At 55.9% G+C, this 20716-nt stretch carries 12 protein-coding genes and 3 tRNA genes; 9 read left to right on the top strand and 6 right to left on the bottom strand.

Annotated features, from left to right (window positions below; all coding sequences use genetic code 11):
* The first annotated feature begins 15 nt into the window (after positions 1 to 15).
* The 4 genes from recC (at position 16) to recD (ending at position 11738) form a co-directional block, all read left to right on the top strand.
* Positions 16 to 3384: an exodeoxyribonuclease V subunit gamma gene (gene recC / locus AL479_RS04255; protein WP_061075178.1), complete on the top strand. Its 3369-nt coding sequence runs from the start codon at positions 16 to 18 to the stop codon at positions 3382 to 3384.
* Between the two features lie 113 nt (positions 3385 to 3497).
* Positions 3498 to 6386, top strand: coding sequence for a pitrilysin (gene ptrA, locus AL479_RS04250; RefSeq protein WP_061075177.1), 2889 nt, complete (start codon positions 3498 to 3500; stop codon positions 6384 to 6386).
* Positions 6379 to 9924 carry an exodeoxyribonuclease V subunit beta gene (gene recB / locus AL479_RS04245; RefSeq protein ID WP_061075176.1) on the top strand — a complete coding sequence of 1182 codons (3546 nt, stop codon included), beginning with the start codon at positions 6379 to 6381 and terminating at the stop codon, positions 9922 to 9924. The genes ptrA and recB overlap by 8 nt, the downstream gene beginning before the upstream one ends.
* Positions 9921 to 11738 carry an exodeoxyribonuclease V subunit alpha gene (gene recD, locus AL479_RS04240; RefSeq protein WP_061075175.1) on the top strand — a complete coding sequence of 606 codons (1818 nt, stop codon included), beginning with the start codon at positions 9921 to 9923 and terminating at the stop codon, positions 11736 to 11738. Before recB ends, recD begins: the two co-directional genes overlap by 4 nt.
* Before the next feature lie 115 nt (positions 11739 to 11853).
* Here recD and argA read toward each other — a convergent pair whose 3' ends face one another.
* Positions 11854 to 13185 carry an amino-acid N-acetyltransferase gene (gene argA, locus AL479_RS04235; RefSeq protein ID WP_042322440.1) on the bottom strand — a complete coding sequence of 444 codons (1332 nt, stop codon included), beginning with the start codon at positions 13183 to 13185 and terminating at the stop codon, positions 11854 to 11856.
* 234 nt (positions 13186 to 13419) lie between these two features.
* Between argA and amiC the strand changes: the two genes are divergently transcribed.
* The gene (gene amiC / locus AL479_RS04225) at positions 13420 to 14673 is read left to right on the top strand and encodes an N-acetylmuramoyl-L-alanine amidase AmiC (protein WP_061075174.1); all 1254 of its coding nucleotides are present in this window, start codon (positions 13420 to 13422) and stop codon (positions 14671 to 14673) included.
* Between the two features lie 72 nt (positions 14674 to 14745).
* Here amiC and AL479_RS04220 read toward each other — a convergent pair.
* The 3 genes from AL479_RS04220 to AL479_RS04210 all read right to left on the bottom strand — a co-directional run bounded on the left by AL479_RS04220 (position 14746) and on the right by AL479_RS04210 (position 15102).
* Positions 14746 to 14822 (bottom strand) — tRNA-Met (locus tag AL479_RS04220).
* Between the two features lie 63 nt (positions 14823 to 14885).
* Positions 14886 to 14962: transfer RNA gene (locus tag AL479_RS04215), tRNA-Met, on the bottom strand.
* A gap of 63 nt (positions 14963 to 15025) precedes the next feature.
* Positions 15026 to 15102, bottom strand: a tRNA-Met gene (locus AL479_RS04210).
* A gap of 207 nt (positions 15103 to 15309) precedes the next feature.
* Here AL479_RS04210 and mltA point away from each other — a divergent pair.
* Positions 15310 to 16407, top strand: coding sequence for a murein transglycosylase A (gene mltA / locus AL479_RS04205; protein WP_061075173.1), 1098 nt, complete (start codon positions 15310 to 15312; stop codon positions 16405 to 16407).
* 108 nt (positions 16408 to 16515) lie between these two features.
* Complete coding sequence (gene tcdA / locus AL479_RS04200; protein ID WP_061075172.1) at positions 16516 to 17322, top strand: tRNA cyclic N6-threonylcarbamoyladenosine(37) synthase TcdA; 807 nt, start codon at positions 16516 to 16518, stop codon at positions 17320 to 17322.
* A gap of 54 nt (positions 17323 to 17376) precedes the next feature.
* Here the strand turns inward: tcdA and csdE are convergent, their stop codons facing one another.
* Both csdE and csdA read right to left on the bottom strand, forming a co-directional pair.
* Positions 17377 to 17823, bottom strand: a complete 447-nt coding sequence (gene csdE, locus AL479_RS04195) for a cysteine desulfurase sulfur acceptor subunit CsdE (protein ID WP_061075171.1) — start codon at positions 17821 to 17823, stop codon at positions 17377 to 17379.
* Positions 17823 to 19028 carry a cysteine desulfurase CsdA gene (gene csdA, locus AL479_RS04190; protein WP_061075170.1) on the bottom strand — a complete coding sequence of 402 codons (1206 nt, stop codon included), beginning with the start codon at positions 19026 to 19028 and terminating at the stop codon, positions 17823 to 17825. Before csdA ends, csdE begins: the two co-directional genes overlap by 1 nt.
* A gap of 192 nt (positions 19029 to 19220) precedes the next feature.
* On the opposite strand from csdA, the gene AL479_RS04185 reads away from it, so the two are divergent.
* Together AL479_RS04185 and gcvA are read left to right on the top strand one after the other, a co-directional pair.
* On the top strand, positions 19221 to 19448 hold the full coding sequence (locus tag AL479_RS04185; protein WP_042322452.1) for a YgdI/YgdR family lipoprotein: 228 nt from the start codon (positions 19221 to 19223) through the stop codon (positions 19446 to 19448).
* Positions 19449 to 19798: 350 nt separating this feature from the next.
* Complete coding sequence (gcvA, locus tag AL479_RS04180; RefSeq protein WP_061075169.1) at positions 19799 to 20716, top strand: glycine cleavage system transcriptional regulator GcvA; 918 nt, start codon at positions 19799 to 19801, stop codon at positions 20714 to 20716.

The raw sequence follows: 20716 nt of genomic DNA, 5'->3' as shown, positions 1-20716 counted from the left end.
TTGCCAGGAGTCTCTATGTTAAGGGTCTACCACTCAAACCGTCTGGATGTGCTGGAAGCATTGATGGAGTTCATCGTCGAGCGCGAGCGGCTGGACGATCCTTTTGAGCCGGAAATGATTCTGGTGCAGAGTACCGGGATGGCGCAGTGGTTACAGATGACCCTTTCGCAGAAATTTGGTATTGCCGCCAACATAGAATTCCCACTTCCGGCCAGTTTTATCTGGGATATGTTCGTCCGCGTACTGCCGGAGATCCCCAAAGAGAGTGCCTTCAACAAACAAAGCATGAGCTGGAAGTTGATGACGCTGCTCCCGCAACTGCTGGATCATGACGACTTCGCGCTGCTACGCCACTATCTGACGGACGATACTGATAAACGTAAGTTGTTTCAGTTGTCGTCGCGCGCGGCGGATCTTTTCGATCAGTATCTGGTGTACCGACCGGAATGGCTAACCCAGTGGGAAGCGGGGCGAACGGTTGAAGGGTTGGGAGAGGCGCAATGCTGGCAGGCGCCGCTGTGGAAGGCGTTGGTGGAATATACTGATGCGCTGGGGCAGCCGCGCTGGCATCGTGCCAATCTCTATCAACGGTTTATCCAGACCCTCGAAAACGCTGACCGCTGCCCGCCAGAACTCCCTTCTCGTGTGTTTATCTGCGGGATCTCCGCGTTGCCACCTGTATACCTACAGGCGCTGCAGGCGCTCGGTAAACATATCGATATTCATCTGCTCTTCACCAATCCCTGCCGCTACTACTGGGGCGACATCAAAGATCCGGCGTATCTGGCAAAACTGCTGGCACGTCAGCGGCGACATAGTTTTGAAGACCGTCATTTTCCGTTGTTTCGTGACAATGCGAATGCCGAAAGTTTGTTTAACGGCGATGGCGAACAGGATGTCGGTAACCCGATGCTGGCTTCGTGGGGAAAATTAGGACGCGACTACATTTATCTGCTCTCCGAACTGGAAAACAGCCAGGAGCTGGATGCGTTTGTCGACATTACGCCGGATAACCTGCTGCATAACATCCAGGCCGATATCCTTGAACTGGAAAACCGCGCAGTGGCGGGCGTGAGTCTGGAAGAGTATTCCCGCAGTGACAATAAGCGACGCCTTGATCCAAACGACACCAGCGTCACCTTCCACGTCTGTCATAGCCCACAGCGTGAAGTCGAAGTCCTCCACGATCGTCTGCTGGCTATGCTGGAGGCGGACCCAACGCTCACGCCGCGTGACATCATCGTGATGGTGGCGGATATCGACAGCTATAGCCCGTTTATTCAGGCCGTCTTTGGCAGCGCCCCTGCGGAGCGTTATCTGCCTTATGCGATTTCCGATCGCCGGGCGCGTCAGTCACACCCGGTGTTGCAGGCGTTCATCAGCCTGCTGTCTCTGCCTGACAGCCGTTTTGTTTCTGAGGATGTGCTGGCGCTGCTGGATGTCCCGGTGCTGGCGGCGCGCTTCAATATCAGCGAAGAAGGATTGCGTTATTTGCGGTTATGGGTCAATGAATCAGGCATTCGCTGGGGCATTGATGACGACAATGTGCGGGAACTGGAACTTCCGGCAACGGGACAGCATACATGGCAGTTTGGCCTGACGCGCATGCTGCTGGGTTATGCCATGGAAAGTGCGCAGGGCGAGTGGCAGTCCGTTCTGCCTTACGATGAGTCCAGCGGACTCATCGCCGAACTGGTAGGGCATCTGGCGTCGTTACTGATGCAGCTTAATCTCTGGCGTCGTGGCCTGGCACAGGAACGCCCACTGGAAGAGTGGCTGCCAGTGTGTCGTGAGATGCTCAACGATTTCTTCCTGCCTGATGCTGAAACCGAGGCGGCCATGACGCTGATTGAGCAACAGTGGCAAGCGATCATCGCCGAAGGAATGGAGGCTAAGTATGGTGACGCGGTCCCGCTGTCGCTACTGCGCGATGAGCTGGCGCAGCGGTTGGATCAGGAGCGAATTAGTCAGCGCTTTTTGGCCGGGCCGGTAAACATCTGTACGCTGATGCCGATGCGTTCCATTCCCTTCAAAGTGGTTTGTCTGCTGGGAATGAACGACGGTGTTTATCCGCGCCAGCTTGCGCCGCTTGGTTTTGATCTTATGAGTCAGAAACCCATGCGCGGGGATCGCAGTCGTCGTGATGATGATCGTTATCTGTTCCTCGAAGCCTTAATTTCTGCCCAGCAGTCGCTTTACATCAGCTACATCGGGCGTTCGATCCAGGATAACAGCGAACGTTTTCCTTCCGTGCTGGTGCAGGAACTGCTCGATTACATCGGACAAAGCCACTACCTGCCGGGTGACGAGGCGTTAACCAGCGATGAGAGCGAGAAACGGGTGAAAGCGCATATCGCCCGCCTGCATACCCGTATGCCGTTCGATGCGCAAAACTTCCTGCCTGGTGAACAGCAAAGCTACGCCAGCGAATGGCTACCAGCGGCAAGCCGTCGTGGAGAAGCCCATAGCGATTTTGTGCAGCCGTTAGCCTTTGATATGCCAGAGACGCTGAGTCTGGAAACGCTGCAGCGCTTCTGGGCGCATCCGGTGCGGGCGTTTTTCCAGCAGCGTCTGCAGGTTAATTTCCGCTCCGAAGAGCAAGAGATCCCGGACACCGAACCGTTTACCCTGGAAGGGCTGACCCGTTATCAGCTCAACCAGCAGTTACTGAATGTGCTGGTTGAACAGGATGATGCCGAACGTCTGTTCCGTCGCTTCCGCGCGGCGGGGGATCTGCCGTATGGGGCCTATGGCGATATCCTCTGGGAAGCTCAGCATCAGGAAATGCAGACGCTGGCGGACAGGATCGTGGCTTGTCGTCAGCCGAGCCAAAGCCTGGAGGTTGATCTGCACTGCAACGGCGTACAGTTGACCGGCTGGCTGCCGCAGGTGCAGGAAGATGGTCTGTTGCGCTGGCGGCCTTCGTTAATCAGCATTTCACAAGGCGTGCAACTTTGGCTCGAACACCTTGTCTATTGTGCCTGCGGGGGAAAAGGTGAAAGCCGGCTGTTTTTGCGAAAAGACGGAGAGTGGCGATTCCCACCGCTGGAGCAAGAGCAGGCATTGGGGTATCTGGCGCAACTGATTGACGGATATCGCGAAGGGATGTCCGCACCGCTGCTGGTGTTACCGGAAAGCGGCGGCGCGTGGATAAAAACCTGTTATGACGCGGCAAATGATGCCATGTTAGATGACGATGATACGCGACAAAAAGCTCGCATGAAGTTTATGCAGGCTTACGAAGGCAACATGGTCGTGCGTGGCGAAGGCGAGGATATCTGGTATCAGCGCCTGTGGAGACAACTGGACTCAGAAACCTATGAGGCCATTATTTTGCAGTCACAACGTTACCTGCTTCCGCTTTTCAGATTTAATCAGTCGTGATGATTGTATAAAAATTGCGCAATTTTGATGCTTCCTTTATGATGCGTTGCCCTGCTCAGAGAAGCATCCAATGTGTCTTTGCGCAGAAAGAAAGTTAATGATGAGGTTCTTGAATGCCCCGCAGCACCTGGTTCAAAGCGTTACTGTTGTTGGTCGCCTTTTGGGCGCCCTTAAGTCAGGCAGATACCGGTTGGCAACCCATTGCGGAAACCATCCGTAAAAGTGACAAAGATACCCGCCAGTATCAGGCCGTCCGTCTGGATAATGGCATGGTGGTATTGCTGGTATCCGACCCGCAGGCGGTGAAATCGCTTTCTGCGCTGGTGGTGCCCGTGGGGTCGCTGGAAGATCCCGATGCACATCAGGGACTGGCTCATTATCTTGAACACATGTGTCTGATGGGATCGAAAAAGTACCCACAGGCCGATAGCCTTGCGGAATACCTCAAACTGCACGGCGGTAGCCACAATGCCAGCACCGCGCCGTACCGCACGGCGTTCTATCTGGAAGTGGAAAACGACGCGCTTACCGGTGCCGTTGACCGCCTGGCCGATGCCATTGCTGAACCGTTGCTGGATAAAAAATATGCCGAGCGTGAGCGCAATGCGGTAAACGCTGAACTGACGATGGCGCGTACCCGTGACGGGATGCGAATGGCGCAGGTGAGTGCGGAAACCATCAACCCGGCTCACCCCGGTTCACGTTTTTCCGGCGGCAACCTGGAAACCTTAAGCGACAAACCGGGGAATCCGGTGCAACAGGCATTGCGCGATTTTCACAGCAAGTACTACTCCGCCAATCTGATGAAAGCGGTTATCTACAGCAATAAGCCATTGCCGGAACTGGCAAAGATTGCTGCAGAGACCTTTGGGCGAGTACCCAACAAGAATCTCGAAAAGCCGGAAATTACCGTTCCGGTCGTCACCGATGCGCAGAAGGGCGTTATCATCCATTACGTTCCTGCGCTGCCGCGTAAAGTGCTGCGCGTTGAGTTCCGAATCGACAACAACAGCGCGCAGTTTCGCAGTAAAACCGACGAGCTGATCACCTATCTGATTGGTAACCGTAGCCCGGGTACGCTTTCTGACTGGCTGCAAAAACAAGGACTGGTGGAAGGCATTCGCGCGGACTCCGATCCGGTAGTCAACGGCAACAGCGGTGTGTTAGCCATTTCCGCTACCCTGACCGACAAAGGGCTGGCGAACCGCGAAGCGGTGGTTGCGGCTATTTTCAGCTATCTCAATCTGTTACGCGAAAAGGGCGTCGATAAACGCTACTTTGACGAGCTGTCGCATGTGCTTGATCTCGACTTCCGTTACCCGTCGATCACCCGTGATATGGACTACGTCGAATGGCTGGCGGATACCATGATCCGCGTGCCGGTGGAGCATACTCTGGACGCAGTGAACATTGCCGATCAATACGATGCGAAAGCCATTCAGGCGCGTCTGGAGATGATGACGCCGCAAAATGCGCGAATCTGGTACATCAGCCCAAAAGAACCGCACAACAAGACCGCTTACTTTGTTGATGCGCCTTATCAGGTCAATAAAATCAGCGAACAGACGTTCAGCGACTGGCAGAAAAAAGCGCGGGAGATAACCCTGTCGCTGCCGGAACTGAACCCCTACATTCCTGACGATTTCACGCTGATCACGCCGGAAAAGAAATACGACCGTCCGGCGCTGATTGTCGATGAGCCCGATCTGCGCGTGGTATACGCTCCGAGCCAGCATTTCGCCAGCGAACCCAAAGCGGACGTGAGCGTCATTCTGCGTAATCCGCAGGCGATGGACAGCGCCAGAAACCAGGTCATGTTTGCGCTGAACGACTATCTGGCGGGAATTGCGCTCGATCAGTTAAGTAACCAGGCGGCTGTGGGCGGTATCGGTTTCTCAACCAACGCCAACAATGGCTTAATGCTCAATGCTGATGGCTATACGCAGCGTCTGCCGCAACTTTTCCAGGCGTTGCTGGAAGGTTATTTCAGCTACACCGCCACCGAAGAGCAGCTTGAGCAGGCGAAATCCTGGTATAGCCAGATGATGGATTCCGCCGAAAAGGGGAAAGCCTACGAGCAGGCAATTATGCCGGTGCAGATGATCTCTCAGGTGCCCTATTTCTCCCGCGATGAGCGGCGTGCGCTGCTGCCTTCAATCACCCTGAAAGAGGTGATGGCCTACCGTGACGCGTTGAAAACGGGCGCTCGTCCGGAGTTTCTGGCGGTTGGCAACATGAGCGAAGCGCAGGTCACCACGATGGCGCGGGATATCCGGAAGCAGCTGGGGGCGAACGGTTCCGAATGGTGTCGCAACAAAGATGTGCTGGTGGATAAGAAGCAGTCGGTCATTTTTGAAAAAGCGGGCAGCAGTACTGACTCCGCGCTGGCGGCAGTCTTTGTCCCTGTCGGTTATGACGAGTATGCCAGCGCGGCCTACAGCGCCATGTTGGGCCAGATTGTCCAGCCATGGTTCTACAATCAACTGCGAACGGAAGAGCAGTTAGGGTATGCGGTGTTTGCCTTCCCGATGAGCGTCGGACGCCAGTGGGGAATGGGCTTCCTGCTGCAAAGCAGCGATAAACAGCCGCCGTATCTCTGGGATCGCTACAAGGCGTTTTTCCCCACGGCGGAAGCAAAACTGCGGGCAATGAAACCGGAAGAGTTCGCCCAGATTAAGCAGGCTATCGTCGCGCAGATGTTGCAGGCACCGCAAACGCTGGGCGAAGAAGCATCGAAATTAAGCAAAGATTTCGATCGCGGCAATATGCGCTTCGATTCACGTGATAAAATTGTGGCTCAGATAAAACAGCTGACGCCGCAGAAACTTGCTGATTTCTTCCATCAGGCGGTGGTCGAGCCGCAAGGCATGGCGGTACTGTCGCAGATTTCCGGCGGTCAAAACGGGAAGCCACACTATGTGCACCCGGAAGGCTGGAAAGTGTGGGACAACGTCAGCGCGTTGCAGCAAACTTTGCCCCTGGTGAGAGAACAGAATGAATGATGTCGCCGAGTCCCTTGATCCCCTGCGCTTGCCCCTCACGGGCGAGCGCCTGATTGAAGCCTCTGCGGGCACCGGCAAAACCTTTACCATCGCGGCGCTCTATCTGCGCCTGCTCCTCGGGCTCGGCGGTTCATCCGCCTTTCCCCGCCCCCTGACCGTTGAAGAACTACTGGTGGTGACCTTTACTGAGGCCGCCACCGAAGAGTTGCGCGGGCGTATCCGCAGTAATATTCATGAGCTGCGTATCGCCTGCCTGCGCGAATCGACTGACAATCCCCTTTATGCTCGCCTGCTGGACGAGATCGACGATAAAAAGCAGGCGGCTCAGTGGCTGCTGCTCGCCGAAAGGCAGATGGATGAAGCGGCGGTGTTCACCATCCACGGTTTTTGCCAGCGCATGCTGAGTCTGAATGCCTTCGAATCCGGCATGTTGTTTGAGCAACAGTTGATCGAGGATGAATCATTGCTGCGCTACCAGGCCTGTGCGGATTTCTGGCGTCGACACTGTTACCCCTTGCCGCGTGAAATTGCTCAGGTAGTGTTTGAAACGTGGAAAGGGCCGCAGGCGCTGCTGGCGGATATTAACCGTTACCTGCAAGGGGAAGCGCCGGTTATCAAAGCGCCACCGCCGGATGACGAAACGCTGGCGTCCCGTCATCAACAGATCGTGCAGCGAATCAATGCGCTTAAGCAACAGTGGTGTGACGCGGTGGGTGAGCTTGAGGCGGTGATGGAAGCCTCGGGCATCGACCGGCGTAAATTTAACCGTGGCAACCAGGGGAAATGGATCGAGAAGATCAGCGCCTGGGCGCAGTCCGGAACGCAAAGCTACCAGTTGCCAGAAGCACTGGAGAAATTCTCTCAGCGTTTCCTTGAGGACAGAACCAAAGAAGGCGGCGTTGTGCCGCAGCATCCGCTGTTTGTCGCGATTGATGAATTACTGGCAGAACCGCTGACGCTCAGAGATCTGGTGATCACCCGCGCACTGGCGGAGATCCGTGAGACGGTGGCGAAAGAAAAACGCCGCCGGGGTGAGCTGGGGTTTGACGATATGCTCAGCCGACTGGATAGCGCGCTGCGCAGTGAAAGCGGCGATGCGCTGTCGGCGGCGATCCGTACCCGCTTCCCGGTAGCGATGATTGATGAGTTTCAGGATACCGATCCGCAGCAATACCGTATTTTCCGTCGTATCTGGCAGCATCAGCCAGACACCGCGCTGTTACTGATTGGCGACCCGAAGCAGGCGATTTATGCGTTTCGCGGCGCGGATATTTTTACCTATATGAAGGCCCGCAGTGAGGTCAGCGCGCACTATACCCTCGACACCAACTGGCGTTCCGCCCCAGGTATGGTGAACAGCGTCAACAGGCTGTTTAGCCAGATGGACGACGCCTTCATGTTCCGCGAAATCCCGTTCCAGCCGGTGAAATACGCTGAAAAAAATCAGTCGCTGCGTTTTGAATTTCACGGTGAAACTCAGCCCGCAATGACGATGTGGCTGATGGAAGGGGAAAGCTGCGGAATAGGGGATTATCAAAGTCATATGGCGCAGGTGTGTGCCGCGCAGATCCGCGACTGGCTGAAGGCCGGGTTGTGCGGAGAGGCGATGCTTATCAGCGGTCGTGATGTGCGTCCGGTGAGCGCGGCGGATATCAGCGTGCTGGTGCGTAGCCGCCAGGAAGCGGCGCTGGTGCGCGATGCTCTGACACAACTGGCGATTCCGTCCGTCTATCTTTCCAATCGCGACAGCGTGTTTGAAACGCTGGAAGCGCAGGAGATGCTCTGGGTGCTACAGGCGGTGATGGCGCCGGAAAAAGAAAATACACTGCGCAGCGCGCTGGCGACTTCAATGATGGGGTTGAACGCACGCGACATTGACATGCTCAACGGCAATGAAAATGCCTGGGATCAGGTGGTCGATGAGTTTGTCGGCTACCGCCAGATCTGGCAAAAACGCGGCGTGATGCCGATGCTGCGCGCGTTGATGTCAGCGCGACAGATTGCGGAGAACCTGCTGGCAACAGCGGGCGGTGAGCGTCGCCTGACCGATATTTTGCACATCAGTGAGCTGTTGCAGGAGGCCGCTTCGCAACTGGAAAGCGAGCATGCGCTGGTGCGCTGGCTCTCGCAGCATATTCTTGAACCTGACAGCAATGCCTCCAGCCAGCAAATGCGTCTGGAAAGCGACAGCCATCTGGTGCAGATCGTCACCATCCACAAGTCAAAAGGGCTGGAGTACCCGCTGGTCTGGCTGCCGTTTATTACTCATTTCCGCGTTCAGGATCAGGCGTTTTATCATGACCGCAACTCGTTTGAAGCGGTCCTGGATCTGAGCGAGGCGGACGAAAGCGTGGCGCTGGCTGAAGCCGAAAGGCTGGCGGAAGATTTGCGTTTACTGTACGTGGCGCTGACGCGTTCAGTCTGGCACTGCAGTCTGGGCGTTGCGCCTCTGGTTCGCCGTCGTGGCGATAAAAAGGGCGATACCGATGTGCATCAGAGCGCGCTGGGGCGTCTGCTACAAAAAGGCGAACCGATGGATGCCGCCGGGCTACGCGCAGCAATAGATGCAGTTTGTGATGAGAACATCGTCTGTCGTATTCCGGAAGCGGTCAGTATGGAGCCGTTGCCTGGCGCCGTTGCGAGCGAGGCGTCTCTGAATGCCCGACGGGTACAACGAACGCCGGGCGACAACTGGCGGGTGACCAGCTATTCCGGCCTGCAACAGCGTGGTCACGGCATCGCACAGGATCTCATGCCGCGACTGGACATCGATGCGGCAGGCGTCGGTGAGGTGGTTGAGGAGCCGGAACTGACGCCGCATCAGTTCCCACGCGGCGCGTCGCCGGGGACATTTTTACACAGCCTGTTTGAAGATCTCGATTTTACCCAGCCGGTTGAGGCCGTCTGGGTGCAGGAAAAACTGGAGCTTGGTGGCTACGATGCCAACTGGGAACCGATCATCACCGCGTGGGTGACGGCGATTCTCCATGCGCCGCTTAATGAGTCTGGCGTCAGCCTGAGCCAACTGTCTGCGCGTGAAAAACAGGTCGAGATGGAGTTTTATCTGCCCATTAGCCAACCGCTTATTGCGGAAAACCTGGATGCGCTGATCCGCCAGTTTGACCCGCTCTCGGCGGGCTGTCCGCCACTGGAATTCGCCCAGGTTCGCGGAATGCTGAAGGGCTTTATCGATCTGGTATTTCGTCACAACGGGCGCTATTACCTGCTGGATTACAAATCGAACTGGCTGGGTGAAAACAGCGCCGCTTACACCCCAGAGGCGATGGCGGCGGCCATGCAGGCGCATCGCTACGATTTGCAGTATCAGCTCTATACCCTCGCGCTGCACCGGTATTTACGCCATCGCATCGCAGATTACGACTACGAGCGCCATTTTGGCGGCGTGATTTATCTGTTCCTGCGCGGTGTGGACAGCACACAGCCGCAGCAGGGGATTTACACCACTCGCCCGGCGGGTGAGTTGATTGCCCGGATGGACGAGATGTTTGCCGGTATGGCGCTGGAGGAGGCATCATGACGCTACAGAAGCGCTTGCTTGAGGCCGTCGAGCAGAAGCAACTGCGCCCCCTGGATGCGCAATTCGCGCTGGCGGTGACCGGCGAACATGAACCCGCCGTGACGCTGGCAGCGGCGTTACTCAGTCGGGATGCCGGAGAAGGGCACGTCTGTTTACCGCTCGCCCGACTGGCGAGGGATGCTGACCTGCCGCCGCTCCTGGCCGCCTGTCTGAGTGAGACAGGCGAACCGGCGGACTGGGCGGAATGCCTGCTCGCTTCCGACGCCGTCAGTCGTGGAGAGCGGCCATCGCCGATGGTCCTTCACGGCGATCGCCTGTATCTGAACCGGATGTGGCGCAACGAACGTACCGTTGCTCATTTCTTTAGCGAGGTGAATCGGCCCATTGAGGTGGATGAAGCCTTGCTGACGCAAACGCTGGAAGCGCTGTTCCCGACGACAAACGAAATCAACTGGCAAAAAGTCGCCGCAGCGGTGGCGCTGACCCGCCGTATTTCGGTGATTTCTGGCGGGCCGGGGACGGGAAAAACGACGACCGTGGCGAGACTGCTGGCGGCGCTGATCCAGATGGCGGAAGGCGAGCGTTGCCGTATTCGCCTGGCGGCGCCGACAGGTAAAGCTGCGGCGCGTTTGACAGAGTCCTTAGGCAAGGCGCTGCGCCAGTTGCCGCTGACGGATGAACAAAAGAAACGCATCCCGGATGATGCCAGCACTCTGCACCGGTTGCTGGGCGCGCAACCCGGCAGTCAGCGCTTACGCCATCACGCGGGCAACCCGTTACATCTGGATGTGCTGGTGGTGGATGAGGCGTCAATGATCGACCTGCCGATGATGTCGCGCTTGATCGATGCGTTGCCGCCGCACGGGCGCGTTATTTTCCTCGGCGATCGCGATCAGCTTGCCTCGGTCGAGGCGGGGGCGGTGCTGGGAGATATCTGTGCCTGGGTGAATGCGGGCTATACCCCTGAACGGGCGCAGCAACTGGCTCGTCTGACGGGGATGCCCGTTCCGGCAGGTGCTGGTCAAGAAGTCGCCATGCTGCGGGACAGTCTTTGTCTGCTGCAAAAGAGCTACCGTTTTGGCAGCGATTCCGGCATCGGACAACTGGCTGCGGCAATTAACCGCGGTGACAAGGCGGCGATAAACGGCATTTTCCAACAGGGCTTCAGCGATATCGATAAACGGACGCTGGAGAGCAGTGAAGATTACACCGCCATGCTTGAAAACGCGTTGGCAGGTTATGAACACTATCTGCAACGGCTTCAGGCGCGCGCGGAGCCGGCATTAATCATTCAGGCATTCAATGAGTTCCAGCTGCTGTGCGCGCTGCGCGAAGGGCCGTTTGGCGTAAGCGGACTGAATGAACGCATCGAACTGGCTATGCAGCAAAAGCGCAAAATTTATCGCCTGCCACATTCCCGTTGGTATGAAGGACGGCCAGTGATGATTGCCCGTAACGACAGCGCGCTGGGCTTGTTTAACGGCGATATCGGCGTGGCGCTCGATCGTGGGCAAGGATTAAGAGTCTGGTTTGCGATGCCGGATGGCAGTATTAAGTCTGTGCAGCCCAGTCGCCTGCCGGAGCATGAAACGACCTGGGCGATGACGGTGCACAAATCTCAGGGCTCGGAGTTCGATCATGCCGCGCTGGTGTTACCCACGCAGCGCACGCCAGTGGTGACACGGGAACTGGTGTATACCGCCGTCACCCGCGCACGTCGCCGCCTGTCGTTATATGCCGATGAACGCATTCTTGGCAGTGCGATTGCCACCCGAACCGAACGACGCAGTGGGCTGTCAACGTTGTTTAAATGAGAGGTTGCCGGATGGCGCTTGCGCTTATCCGGCCTCGTTAAGTGCGTGATTGTAGGCCGGATAAGCCGTTTACGCTGCTATCCGGCTATCCGGCTATCCGGCAATCCGATAACCGCTACCCCAGATCCGCCATCAGCACTTTGGACTTCCGCTGATAGTTGTACATCTCTTTCTTGCTTTCCGGCAGCAGGTCGATATCCACCGGCGTGAAGCCGCGTTCCTGGAACCAGTGAATGCTGCGGGTCGTCAGGACGAACAGCTTGCTCAGGCCAATCTGCTTCGCCTGGGCAGCGATCCGCTCCAGTAACACTTCTCCTCTCGAAGAACTGCGGTAGTCCGGATGGACAGCCACGCAGGCCATTTCGCCGATTTTCTCTTCCGGGAAGGGGTACAGCGCGGCACAGGCGATGGTCATGTTATCGCGCTGGATAATGGTGAACTTGTCGATCTCCATTTCCAGTTGTTCGCGTGAACGACGCACCAGAATGCCCTGCTGTTCCAGCGGGCGGATCAGCTCCAGGATCCCGCCGATATCATTAATGGTGGCACGGCGGATCTGCTCGGCGCTTTCCATCACAATTTGTGTCCCGATACCGTCGCGCGAGAACAGCTCCTGCAACAGCGCGCCATCTTCCTGATAGCTGATCAGGTGACAACGACGGACGCCGCTGCGACAGGCTTTCACCGCGCCACGCAGAAAGCGTACGGTACCCGAGTTGTAATCGCCTTTTTCTTCCTGTGCTTCTACGCGCGCCTGCGCTTCGTTCGGGAACAGTTCGGAGACGATATCGCCGTCGTCATTAGTTACCCCCTGTGAAGAGCAGAAACCGATCATCTTTTCCGCTTTCAGTTTGATCGCCAGCTGCGTGGCGATCTCTTCCGAGGTCAGGTTAAAGCTCTCGCCGGTGACAGACACCGCAACAGGGCCCATCAGCACAATGGCGCCACTGTCCAATTGACGATGGATCGCCTCTTCATCGATGCGACGGATACGTCCGCTGTGGCAGTAATCCACGCCGTCATCGACACCCAGCGGCTGCGCAATGATAAAGTTGCCGCTGACCACGTTGATATGCGCGCCCTGTAGCGGCGTATTGTTCAGGCTCATCGACAGGCGAGCGGTGATATCCAGTTGCAACGTTCCCGCCGCCTGCTTTACCAGCTCCAGCGTTTTGGCGTCGGTGACGCGGGTATTTTTGTGATACATCGGCTCATGGTGATGGGTGACGAGGTTGGCGTCGATTTGCGGACGCGCGCCATAAACCACCACCAGGCGAATGCCGAGGCTGTGAAGAAGCCCAATGTCGTTGACGATGCTGGAAAAGTTTTCATGCTCAATGGCTTCGCCGCCGAGCATAATGACAAACGTTTTTCCCCGATGGGTATTGATATAGGGAACAGAATGGCGGAATCCCTGTACCAGTTCGGTTCTACGCTCCTTCACCACGGCATATCCTCATTGCATGATTATTCGTAATTAGTGTATTTTTATTCTGTTTTTCCGCCGCGCGCAAGTGCAAATTTTGACCCTGACAAAGTTTTTTCTCAGTAATACCGTGAATACAATAACAATGTTTACCCTTTTATAGATGACAGATTATGCGTCATTCGTTAAAGTTTCCGGTCAATTTAGACGTTTACTATCTCATCACCAATACGTTTTATTTTGCTCGGGAGAAGCATGTCAGGATCCAATCCACCTATTAGCCGCCGTCGTTTACTACAAGGGGCGGGCGCCATGTGGCTATTGAGCGTCAGTCAGGTCGGTCTGGCTGCGGCCAGTCAGGTCGTTGCGGTTCGTATTTGGCCAGCATCCAGTTACACCCGTGTGACGGTGGAATCGAATCAACAGCTGAAGTACAAACAGTTTGCGCTGAGCAATCCTGAACGCGTGGTGGTGGATATTGAAGGTGTGAACCTGAATTCCGTGCTGAAAGGCATGGCGGCGCAAATTCGTCCCGACGACCCTTACATCAAGTCGGCGCGCGTGGGGCAGTTCGATCCACAGACCGTGCGCATGGTATTTGAACTGAAGCAAAACGTGAAGCCACAGCTGTTCGCGCTGGCGCCGGTGGCAGGTTTTAAAGAGCGTCTGGTGATGGATCTCTATCCGGCTAATGCGCAGGATATGCAGGATCCGCTGCTGGCGTTGCTGGAAGATTACAACAAAGGCGATCTTGATAAGCAGGTGCCGCCCGCGCAGAGTGGGCCTCAGCCAGGCAAAGCGGGGCGCGATCGTCCGATTGTGATCATGCTCGATCCGGGACATGGCGGCGAAGATTCTGGCGCCGTCGGTAAATACAACACGCGTGAGAAAGATGTGGTGTTGCAAATCGCCCGGCGACTGCGCGCGTTAATCGAGAAAGAAGGCAACATGAAGGTCTACATGACGCGGAATGAAGACATCTTCATTCCGCTGAAGGTGCGCGTGGCGAAAGCCCAGAAGCAGCGTGCGGATCTCTTCGTCTCGATTCATGCGGATGCGTTCACTAGCCGGCAGCCCAGCGGTTCATCCGTGTTTGCGCTGTCGACCAAAGGGGCGACCAGTACGGCAGCGAAATATCTGGCGCAAACGCAGAACGCCTCGGATTTGATCGGCGGCGTGAGCAAAAGCGGCGACCGCTACGTCGACCACACCATGTTCGACATGGTGCAGTCGCTGACCATCGCCGACAGCCTGAAGTTTGGTAAAGCGGTGCTCAACAAACTCGGCAGGATTAACAATCTGCATAAAAATCAGGTGGAACAAGCCGGGTTTGCGGTGCTGAAAGCGCCGGATATCCCGTCGATTCTCGTTGAAACGGCGTTTATCAGTAACATCGAAGAAGAGCGGAAGCTGAAAACCGCAACCTTCCAGCAGGAAGTGGCAGAGTCGATTCTGGCGGGGATTAAAGCGTACTTCGCCGATGGGGCGACGCTGGCGAGAAGGGGATAATAAAAAAGCGCTGAAAAGCGCTTTTTTTACGAACCGCAGAAACAAAAAAACACCCGTTAAGGTGTTTGATATTGGTTGCGGGGGCCGGATTTGAACCGACGACCTTCGGGTTATGAGCCCGACGAGCTACCAGGCTGCTCCACCCCGCGTCCGTCATTCTGCTGTGCATTTTAAGCTGCTTTGCAGAAGCATGTACTGCATCAAAATTTGATTGGTTGCGGGGGCCGGATTTGAACCGACGACCTTCGGGTTATGAGCCCGACGAGCTACCAGGCTGCTCCACCCCGCGTCCGTCATTCTGCTGCGCATTTTAAGCTGCTTTGCAGAAGCATGTACTGCATCAAATTTTAATTGGTTGCGGGGGCCGGATTTGAACCGACGACCTTCGGGTTATGAGCCCGACGAGCTACCAGGCTGCTCCACCCCGCGTCCGTGGATGCGCACTATACTCTGCTAACATTTTCATGCAACCCTTTTTTCACGTGGATCACGGTTTCGGGATGAAAATGAACAAAAACAAGGCATTTCAGTTTAAATAATGTGCAAAATTTGCGTCTGGGCAGCGGTGCTCGTTTCAATAGCGGGCCGGGTTTGTTATCTTCATGGCGCATGATTTACAGCTAAAAGAAGAGAACAATGAAAGGACGTTGGGTAAGTTACCTTCTCATGGGCGCAGTGGTTGCAATGCTGGCTGCCTGTTCCTCTAAACCAACCGATCGCGGACAGCAGTATAAAGACGGGAAGTTTACCCAGCCTTTCTCACTGGTAAACCAGCCGGATGCCATCGGTGCACCGATCAACGCCGGTGATTTTGCCGAGCAGGTCAATCAGATCCGCAGTGCTTCTCCGCGTCTGTACGGCAATCAAAGCAACGTCTATAACGCTGTGCAGGACTGGCTGCGCGCCGGTGGCGATACGCGTACTATGCGCCAGTTTGGCCTCGACGCCTGGCAGATGGAAGGCGCCGATAACTACGGCAACGTGCAGTTTACCGGTTACTACACGCCGGTGATCCAGGCGCGCCATACGCGTCAGGGCGAATTTCAGTACCCCATCTATCGCATGCCGCCCAAGCGCGGTCGCCTGCCGTCTCGCGCCGAGATTTACTCCGGCGCGCTAAGCGATAGCTATATTCTGGCGTACAGCAACTCTCTGATGGATAACTTCATCATGGACGTGCAGGGCAGCGGCTATATCGACTTTGGCGACGGCTCCCCGCTCAACTTCTTTAGCTATGCCGGGAAAAACGGGCATGCTTATCGCAGTATCGGCAAAGTGCTGATCGATCGCGGCGAAGTGAAGAAAGAAGATATGTCGATGCAGGCGATTCGCCACTGGGGCGAAACGCACAGTGAAGCGGAAGTGCGTGAGCTGCTGGAGCAGAATCCGTCATTCGTCTTCTTTAAACCGCAATCTTTTGCCCCGGTGAAAGGAGCCAGTGCCGTACCGCTGATTGGTCGCGCATCGGTGGCCTCTGACCGCAGTATTATTCCGGCAGGCACCACGCTGCTTGCCGAAGTTCCGCTGCTGGACAACAACGGGAAATTTAACGGGCAGTATGAACTGCGCCTGATGGTGGCGCTGGATGTCGGTGGGGCGATTAAAGGCCAGCACTTTGACATTTACCAGGGCATCGGGCCAGACGCCGGACACCGCGCAGGCTGGTATAATCACTATGGTCGCGTATGGGTGCTGAAAAGCGCACCGGGCGCAGGTAACGTGTTTAGCGGCTAATTGCCGGATGGCGCTTCGCTTAGCCGGCCTACATCATCAAGTAGGCCTGATAAGGCGCAGCCGCCAGCAGGCAGTCATACCGTTCTATAGTAATGAATTTGAGGTGTTATGTCTGTGGTTATCAGTGATGCCTGGCGTCAGCGTTTTGGCGGCACCGCGCGTCTGTATGGTGAAAATGCGCTACAGCTGTTTGCCGATGCGCATATCTGCGTGGTTGGGATTGGCGGCGTCGGTTCCTGGGCGGCAGAAGCGCTGGCGCGAACCGGGATTGGTGCGATTACGCTCATCGATATGGATGACGTTTGTGTGACGAACACTAACCGCCAGATCCATGCGCTGCGCGATAATGTCGGGCTGGCAAAAGCCGAGGTGATGGCAGAACGTATCCGCCAGATTAACCCCGAGTGCCGGGTGACGGTTGTCGATGACTTTGTTACGCCGGATAACGTTGCGGAATATATGAGCGCGGGTTTCTCGTATGTGATTGATGCGATTGACAGCGTGCGGCCAAAAGCGGCGCTGATTGCGTACTGTCGGCGTAATAAGATCCCGCTGGTGACGACCGGCGGCGCGGGTGGACAGATCGATCCGACGCAGATTCAGGTCGTCGATCTGGCGAAAACGATTCAGGATCCGCTGGCGGCGAAACTGCGTGAACGGCTGAAAAGCGATTTTGGTGTCGTGAAAAACAGCAAAGGAAAACTCGGCGTCGACTGCGTGTTTTCAACGGAAGCGCTGGTGTATCCGCAGTCTGATGGAAGTGTGTGCGCCATGAAGGCGACGGCGGAAGGCCCCAAACGGATGGATTGTGCGTCGGGGTTCGGTGCCGCAACGATGGTCACCGCCACGTTCGGTTTTGTGGCAGTATCCCATGCGTTGAAAAAGATGATGGCAAAAGCGGCGCGTCAGGGCTGAGATTGTCTTGCGCGATGCATTGCATCGCAGGCCGGATAAAACGAGTCAGCGTCGTCATCCGGCAGCGTGAGCCGCGTCGACGATCGCCTCATTGAGCGCCGCCAATCCCTGACTGCGCGAAGCGCTGAGCTGAGTGCGTAATCCCAGTTCATCAAACAAGGCCAGCGGCGAATGGGCCAGAAGTTCCGCCGCCGTTTTCCCTTCTGCGGCGGTCAGTAATACCGCCAGCAGTCCGCGCACGATGCGACCTTCACTGTCGCCGAAAAAGTGCAGCGTGCCCTTTTCAGAGCGCGTATATCCCAGCCAGACGCGATTTTCGCAGCCAGCGATCTCTTTAGCCTGCGCTTTGAGATCGTCGGGAAGTGCCGGAAGCTGTTTACCGAGCAGAATCAGTTGCCGATATTTGTCTTCCCACTGGGTCAGCGGGAGAAAGGTATGACGCAACGTCTCTTCGGTTACGGTCGTGCCAAACGGGTGTCCGGCAAACATTGGGCTAGTCATTAATCCACCAGTATTTCCAGGGCGCGATCAACGGCGTTGATCAACGCATCCACATCACTTTGGGTATTATACGGCGCAAATGAGGCACGTAGCGTACCCGAGACGCCAAGTTCAGCCAGCAGCGGCTGCGCGCAGTGCTGACCGGCACGGAGCGCGATACCATATTCCGCCAGCAGGGTGACCATATCGCTATGGTGAACACCGGCAAAATCAAAGGCCAGCAGACTGGAGTCCTGACAGCGAAACGAACGGAACCCCGGACGCTGAGCCAGCGCCTCTTCCGCCAGCGTAGCCAGTCCGCGACTCCAGCTTTCCGCCTGGACGATATCAACATCGGCCAGCCATTCCAGCGCGGCGCTCATGCCAATCACGCCAGCGACGTTAGGGGTACCTGCTTCCAGCTTCCATGGTGCGGCCTGGGTGGTGAAGCCCTCGAAGCTGACTTCGTTGATCATCTTACCGCCACCGAGCCAGGGCGACATGGTCTCCAGTAGCGCCGGTTTGCCGTAAAGCACGCCGATACCGGTTGGACCGTACAGCTTATGGCCAGAGAAGGCGTAGAAATCGATATCGAGCGCCTGGACATCTGCCGGGAAATGGACGGCACCCTGCGCGCCATCCACCATCACTACCATGTCTGCGGCATGGGCGAGGGTAATGGCACGGGCTAAGTCCGGGCAGCCGCCGGTGACGTTCGACATCTGCCCCAGCGCGAGAATTCGGCTGCGCGGGGTGATGATTTCTGGCAGACGTTCGACATCAGGCAGGTGTTGGGCATTGAGCGGCAGCTTGACCACTTTCGCCCCGGTTTGCTCCGCGACCATCAACCACGGCACGAGGTTCGCGTGATGCTCCGCGACGCTGACGATGATCTCATCGCCCGGTTGCAGGCGAGGGCGGGCATAGCTCTGCGCCACCATATTGATGGCCTCCGTGGTGCCCCGGGTCCAGACGATGGTTTTGTCATCTGGCGCATTCAGCAAACGCGCCACTTTCTCCCGTGCGGCCTCATAGCGCGCGGTCAGGCGCTGGGCCTCGGCGAACTGGCTGCGATGGACATTGCCAGCGCTCAGACTATAGAACTGCCGGGTCGCCTCGATAACGGCCTGCGGTTTAAGGGCCGTCGCGGCGCTATCCAGATAGACGCCCGCGTCAGCGAGTGCCGGAAATTGCGCGCGAAACTGCGCGGGATTGAAAGCGTTCATGGTATTCCTCGGTTCAGTAACCCGATCGTGGCGCAAATTGGTCGTTGATTCAAGAAGTGTACGGTCTCCAGGAATTTTCTGGATGTTGTGGCGAAATCAGACCAGTAGCTTATGCTGAATTATGTTAGGTAAATATTTATGCCTGTTACAGAGTACGTTTTAAATAGAATAAACAGCTTTAAGGAGAAAAAGATGAAAAAGACTGCCGCAATTATCTCTGCATGTATGCTGACTTTTGCCCTGAGCGCCTGTTCTGGTCCGAACTACGTGATGCACACCAATGACGGGCGTAGCATCGTCGCGGACGGTAAGCCGAAAACCGATGATGAAACCGGGATGATTTCGTACAAGGACGCTAATGGCAACAAACAGCAGATCAATCGTACCGATGTGAAAGAGATGGTCGAGTTGGATCAGTAGTCGGTAGAGAGTAGGTAAAAAAAAGCACCGCAAATTGGCGGTGCTACATTAATCACTATGGACAGACAGGGTAAATGTACAGGAAGTGAAAAAGGGTAGCGTTGCTACCGTGGTCTGAATCGCAGACCAATTGCAAACACAACAACACAACATCACAACCGTAAGCCAAAAGCCCACCAGAACACGCATTCCGATAAAACTTTTCGTTCCGGCTCAGGAAGTGCCGCCACTATAGGTATTTGCTGGTAGTTCCTCAACGGACAAATTATAATGGCTCAGATTAAAAAAACTAATAGGTTACATGGTGTAGCCTAATTGTTAAATTCTTTTAACATCAAAGTTTAAAAGCCATGTCAAAACGACTTCCACCTCTGAACGCATTACGTGTTTTTGATGCCGCCGCACGGCATCTGAGCTTCACCCGCGCAGCAGAAGAGCTTTTTGTGACGCAGGCCGCAGTAAGCCACCAAATCAAGTCACTTGAGGATTTTTTGGGACTTAAGCTGTTTCGCCGACGCAACCGTTCTCTTCTTCTTACCGAAGAAGGACAGAGCTACTTTCTCGACATAAAAGAGATTTTTTCGCAATTAACCGAAGCGACGCGTAAACTTCAGGCGCGGAGTGCAAAGGGGGCGCTGACGGTCAGTTTATTGCCCAGTTTTGCGATTCAGTGGCTGGTGCCCCGACTCTCTAGCTTTAACTCAGCTTATCCGGGAATTGACGTCAGAATCCAGGCGGTGGACCGTCAGGAAGACAAACTGGCGGACGACGTCGACGTGGCGATTTTTTATGGCCGCGGTAACTGGCCTGGATTGCGCGTAGAGAAATTGTACGCCGAATATCTGCTGCCGGTATGTTCTCCGCTGCTGCTGACAGGTGAAAAGCCCCTGAAATCGCCAGAGGATTTGGCTTCGCATACTTTGCTGCATGATGCCTCGCGTCGTGACTGGCAAACCTATACGCGACAGCTGGGGTTAAATCACATCAACGTCCAGCAGGGACCTATCTTTAGCCACAGTGCGATGGTGCTGCAGGCCGCGATTCACGGACAGGGCGTGGCGCTGGCGAATAACGTGATGGCGCAGTCAGAAATTGAAGCGGGACGACTGGTCTGCCCGTTTAATGATGTACTGGTCAGTAAAAACGCATTTTATCTGGTTTGTCATGACAGTCAGGCAGAACTGGGTAAAATAGCCGCCTTCCGTCAGTGGATACTGGCGAAAGCGGCCACGGAACAAGAAAAATTCCGCTTTCGTTACGAACAATAA

It is taken from the genome of Citrobacter amalonaticus, assembly GCF_001559075.2.
GTDB lineage: Bacteria > Pseudomonadota > Gammaproteobacteria > Enterobacterales > Enterobacteriaceae > Citrobacter_A > Citrobacter_A amalonaticus_F.
This window is presented reverse-complemented; position numbering and strand designations above follow the sequence as displayed.

Coding starts and splice junctions, on each gene's coding strand:
- tcdA (WP_061075172.1), top strand. CDS start 16,516: ATGTCTGTGGTTATCAGTGATGCCTGGCGTCAGCGTTTTGGCGGCACC.
- recD (WP_061075175.1), top strand. CDS start 9,921: ATGACGCTACAGAAGCGCTTGCTTGAGGCCGTCGAGCAGAAGCAACTG.
- mltA (WP_061075173.1), top strand. CDS start 15,310: ATGAAAGGACGTTGGGTAAGTTACCTTCTCATGGGCGCAGTGGTTGCA.
- amiC (WP_061075174.1), top strand. CDS start 13,420: ATGTCAGGATCCAATCCACCTATTAGCCGCCGTCGTTTACTACAAGGG.
- csdE (WP_061075171.1), bottom strand. CDS start 17,823: ATGACTAGCCCAATGTTTGCCGGACACCCGTTTGGCACGACCGTAACC.
- csdA (WP_061075170.1), bottom strand. CDS start 19,028: ATGAACGCTTTCAATCCCGCGCAGTTTCGCGCGCAATTTCCGGCACTC.
- AL479_RS04185 (WP_042322452.1), top strand. CDS start 19,221: ATGAAAAAGACTGCCGCAATTATCTCTGCATGTATGCTGACTTTTGCC.
- gcvA (WP_061075169.1), top strand. CDS start 19,799: ATGTCAAAACGACTTCCACCTCTGAACGCATTACGTGTTTTTGATGCC.
- recB (WP_061075176.1), top strand. CDS start 6,379: ATGAATGATGTCGCCGAGTCCCTTGATCCCCTGCGCTTGCCCCTCACG.
- recC (WP_061075178.1), top strand. CDS start 16: ATGTTAAGGGTCTACCACTCAAACCGTCTGGATGTGCTGGAAGCATTG.
- ptrA (WP_061075177.1), top strand. CDS start 3,498: ATGCCCCGCAGCACCTGGTTCAAAGCGTTACTGTTGTTGGTCGCCTTT.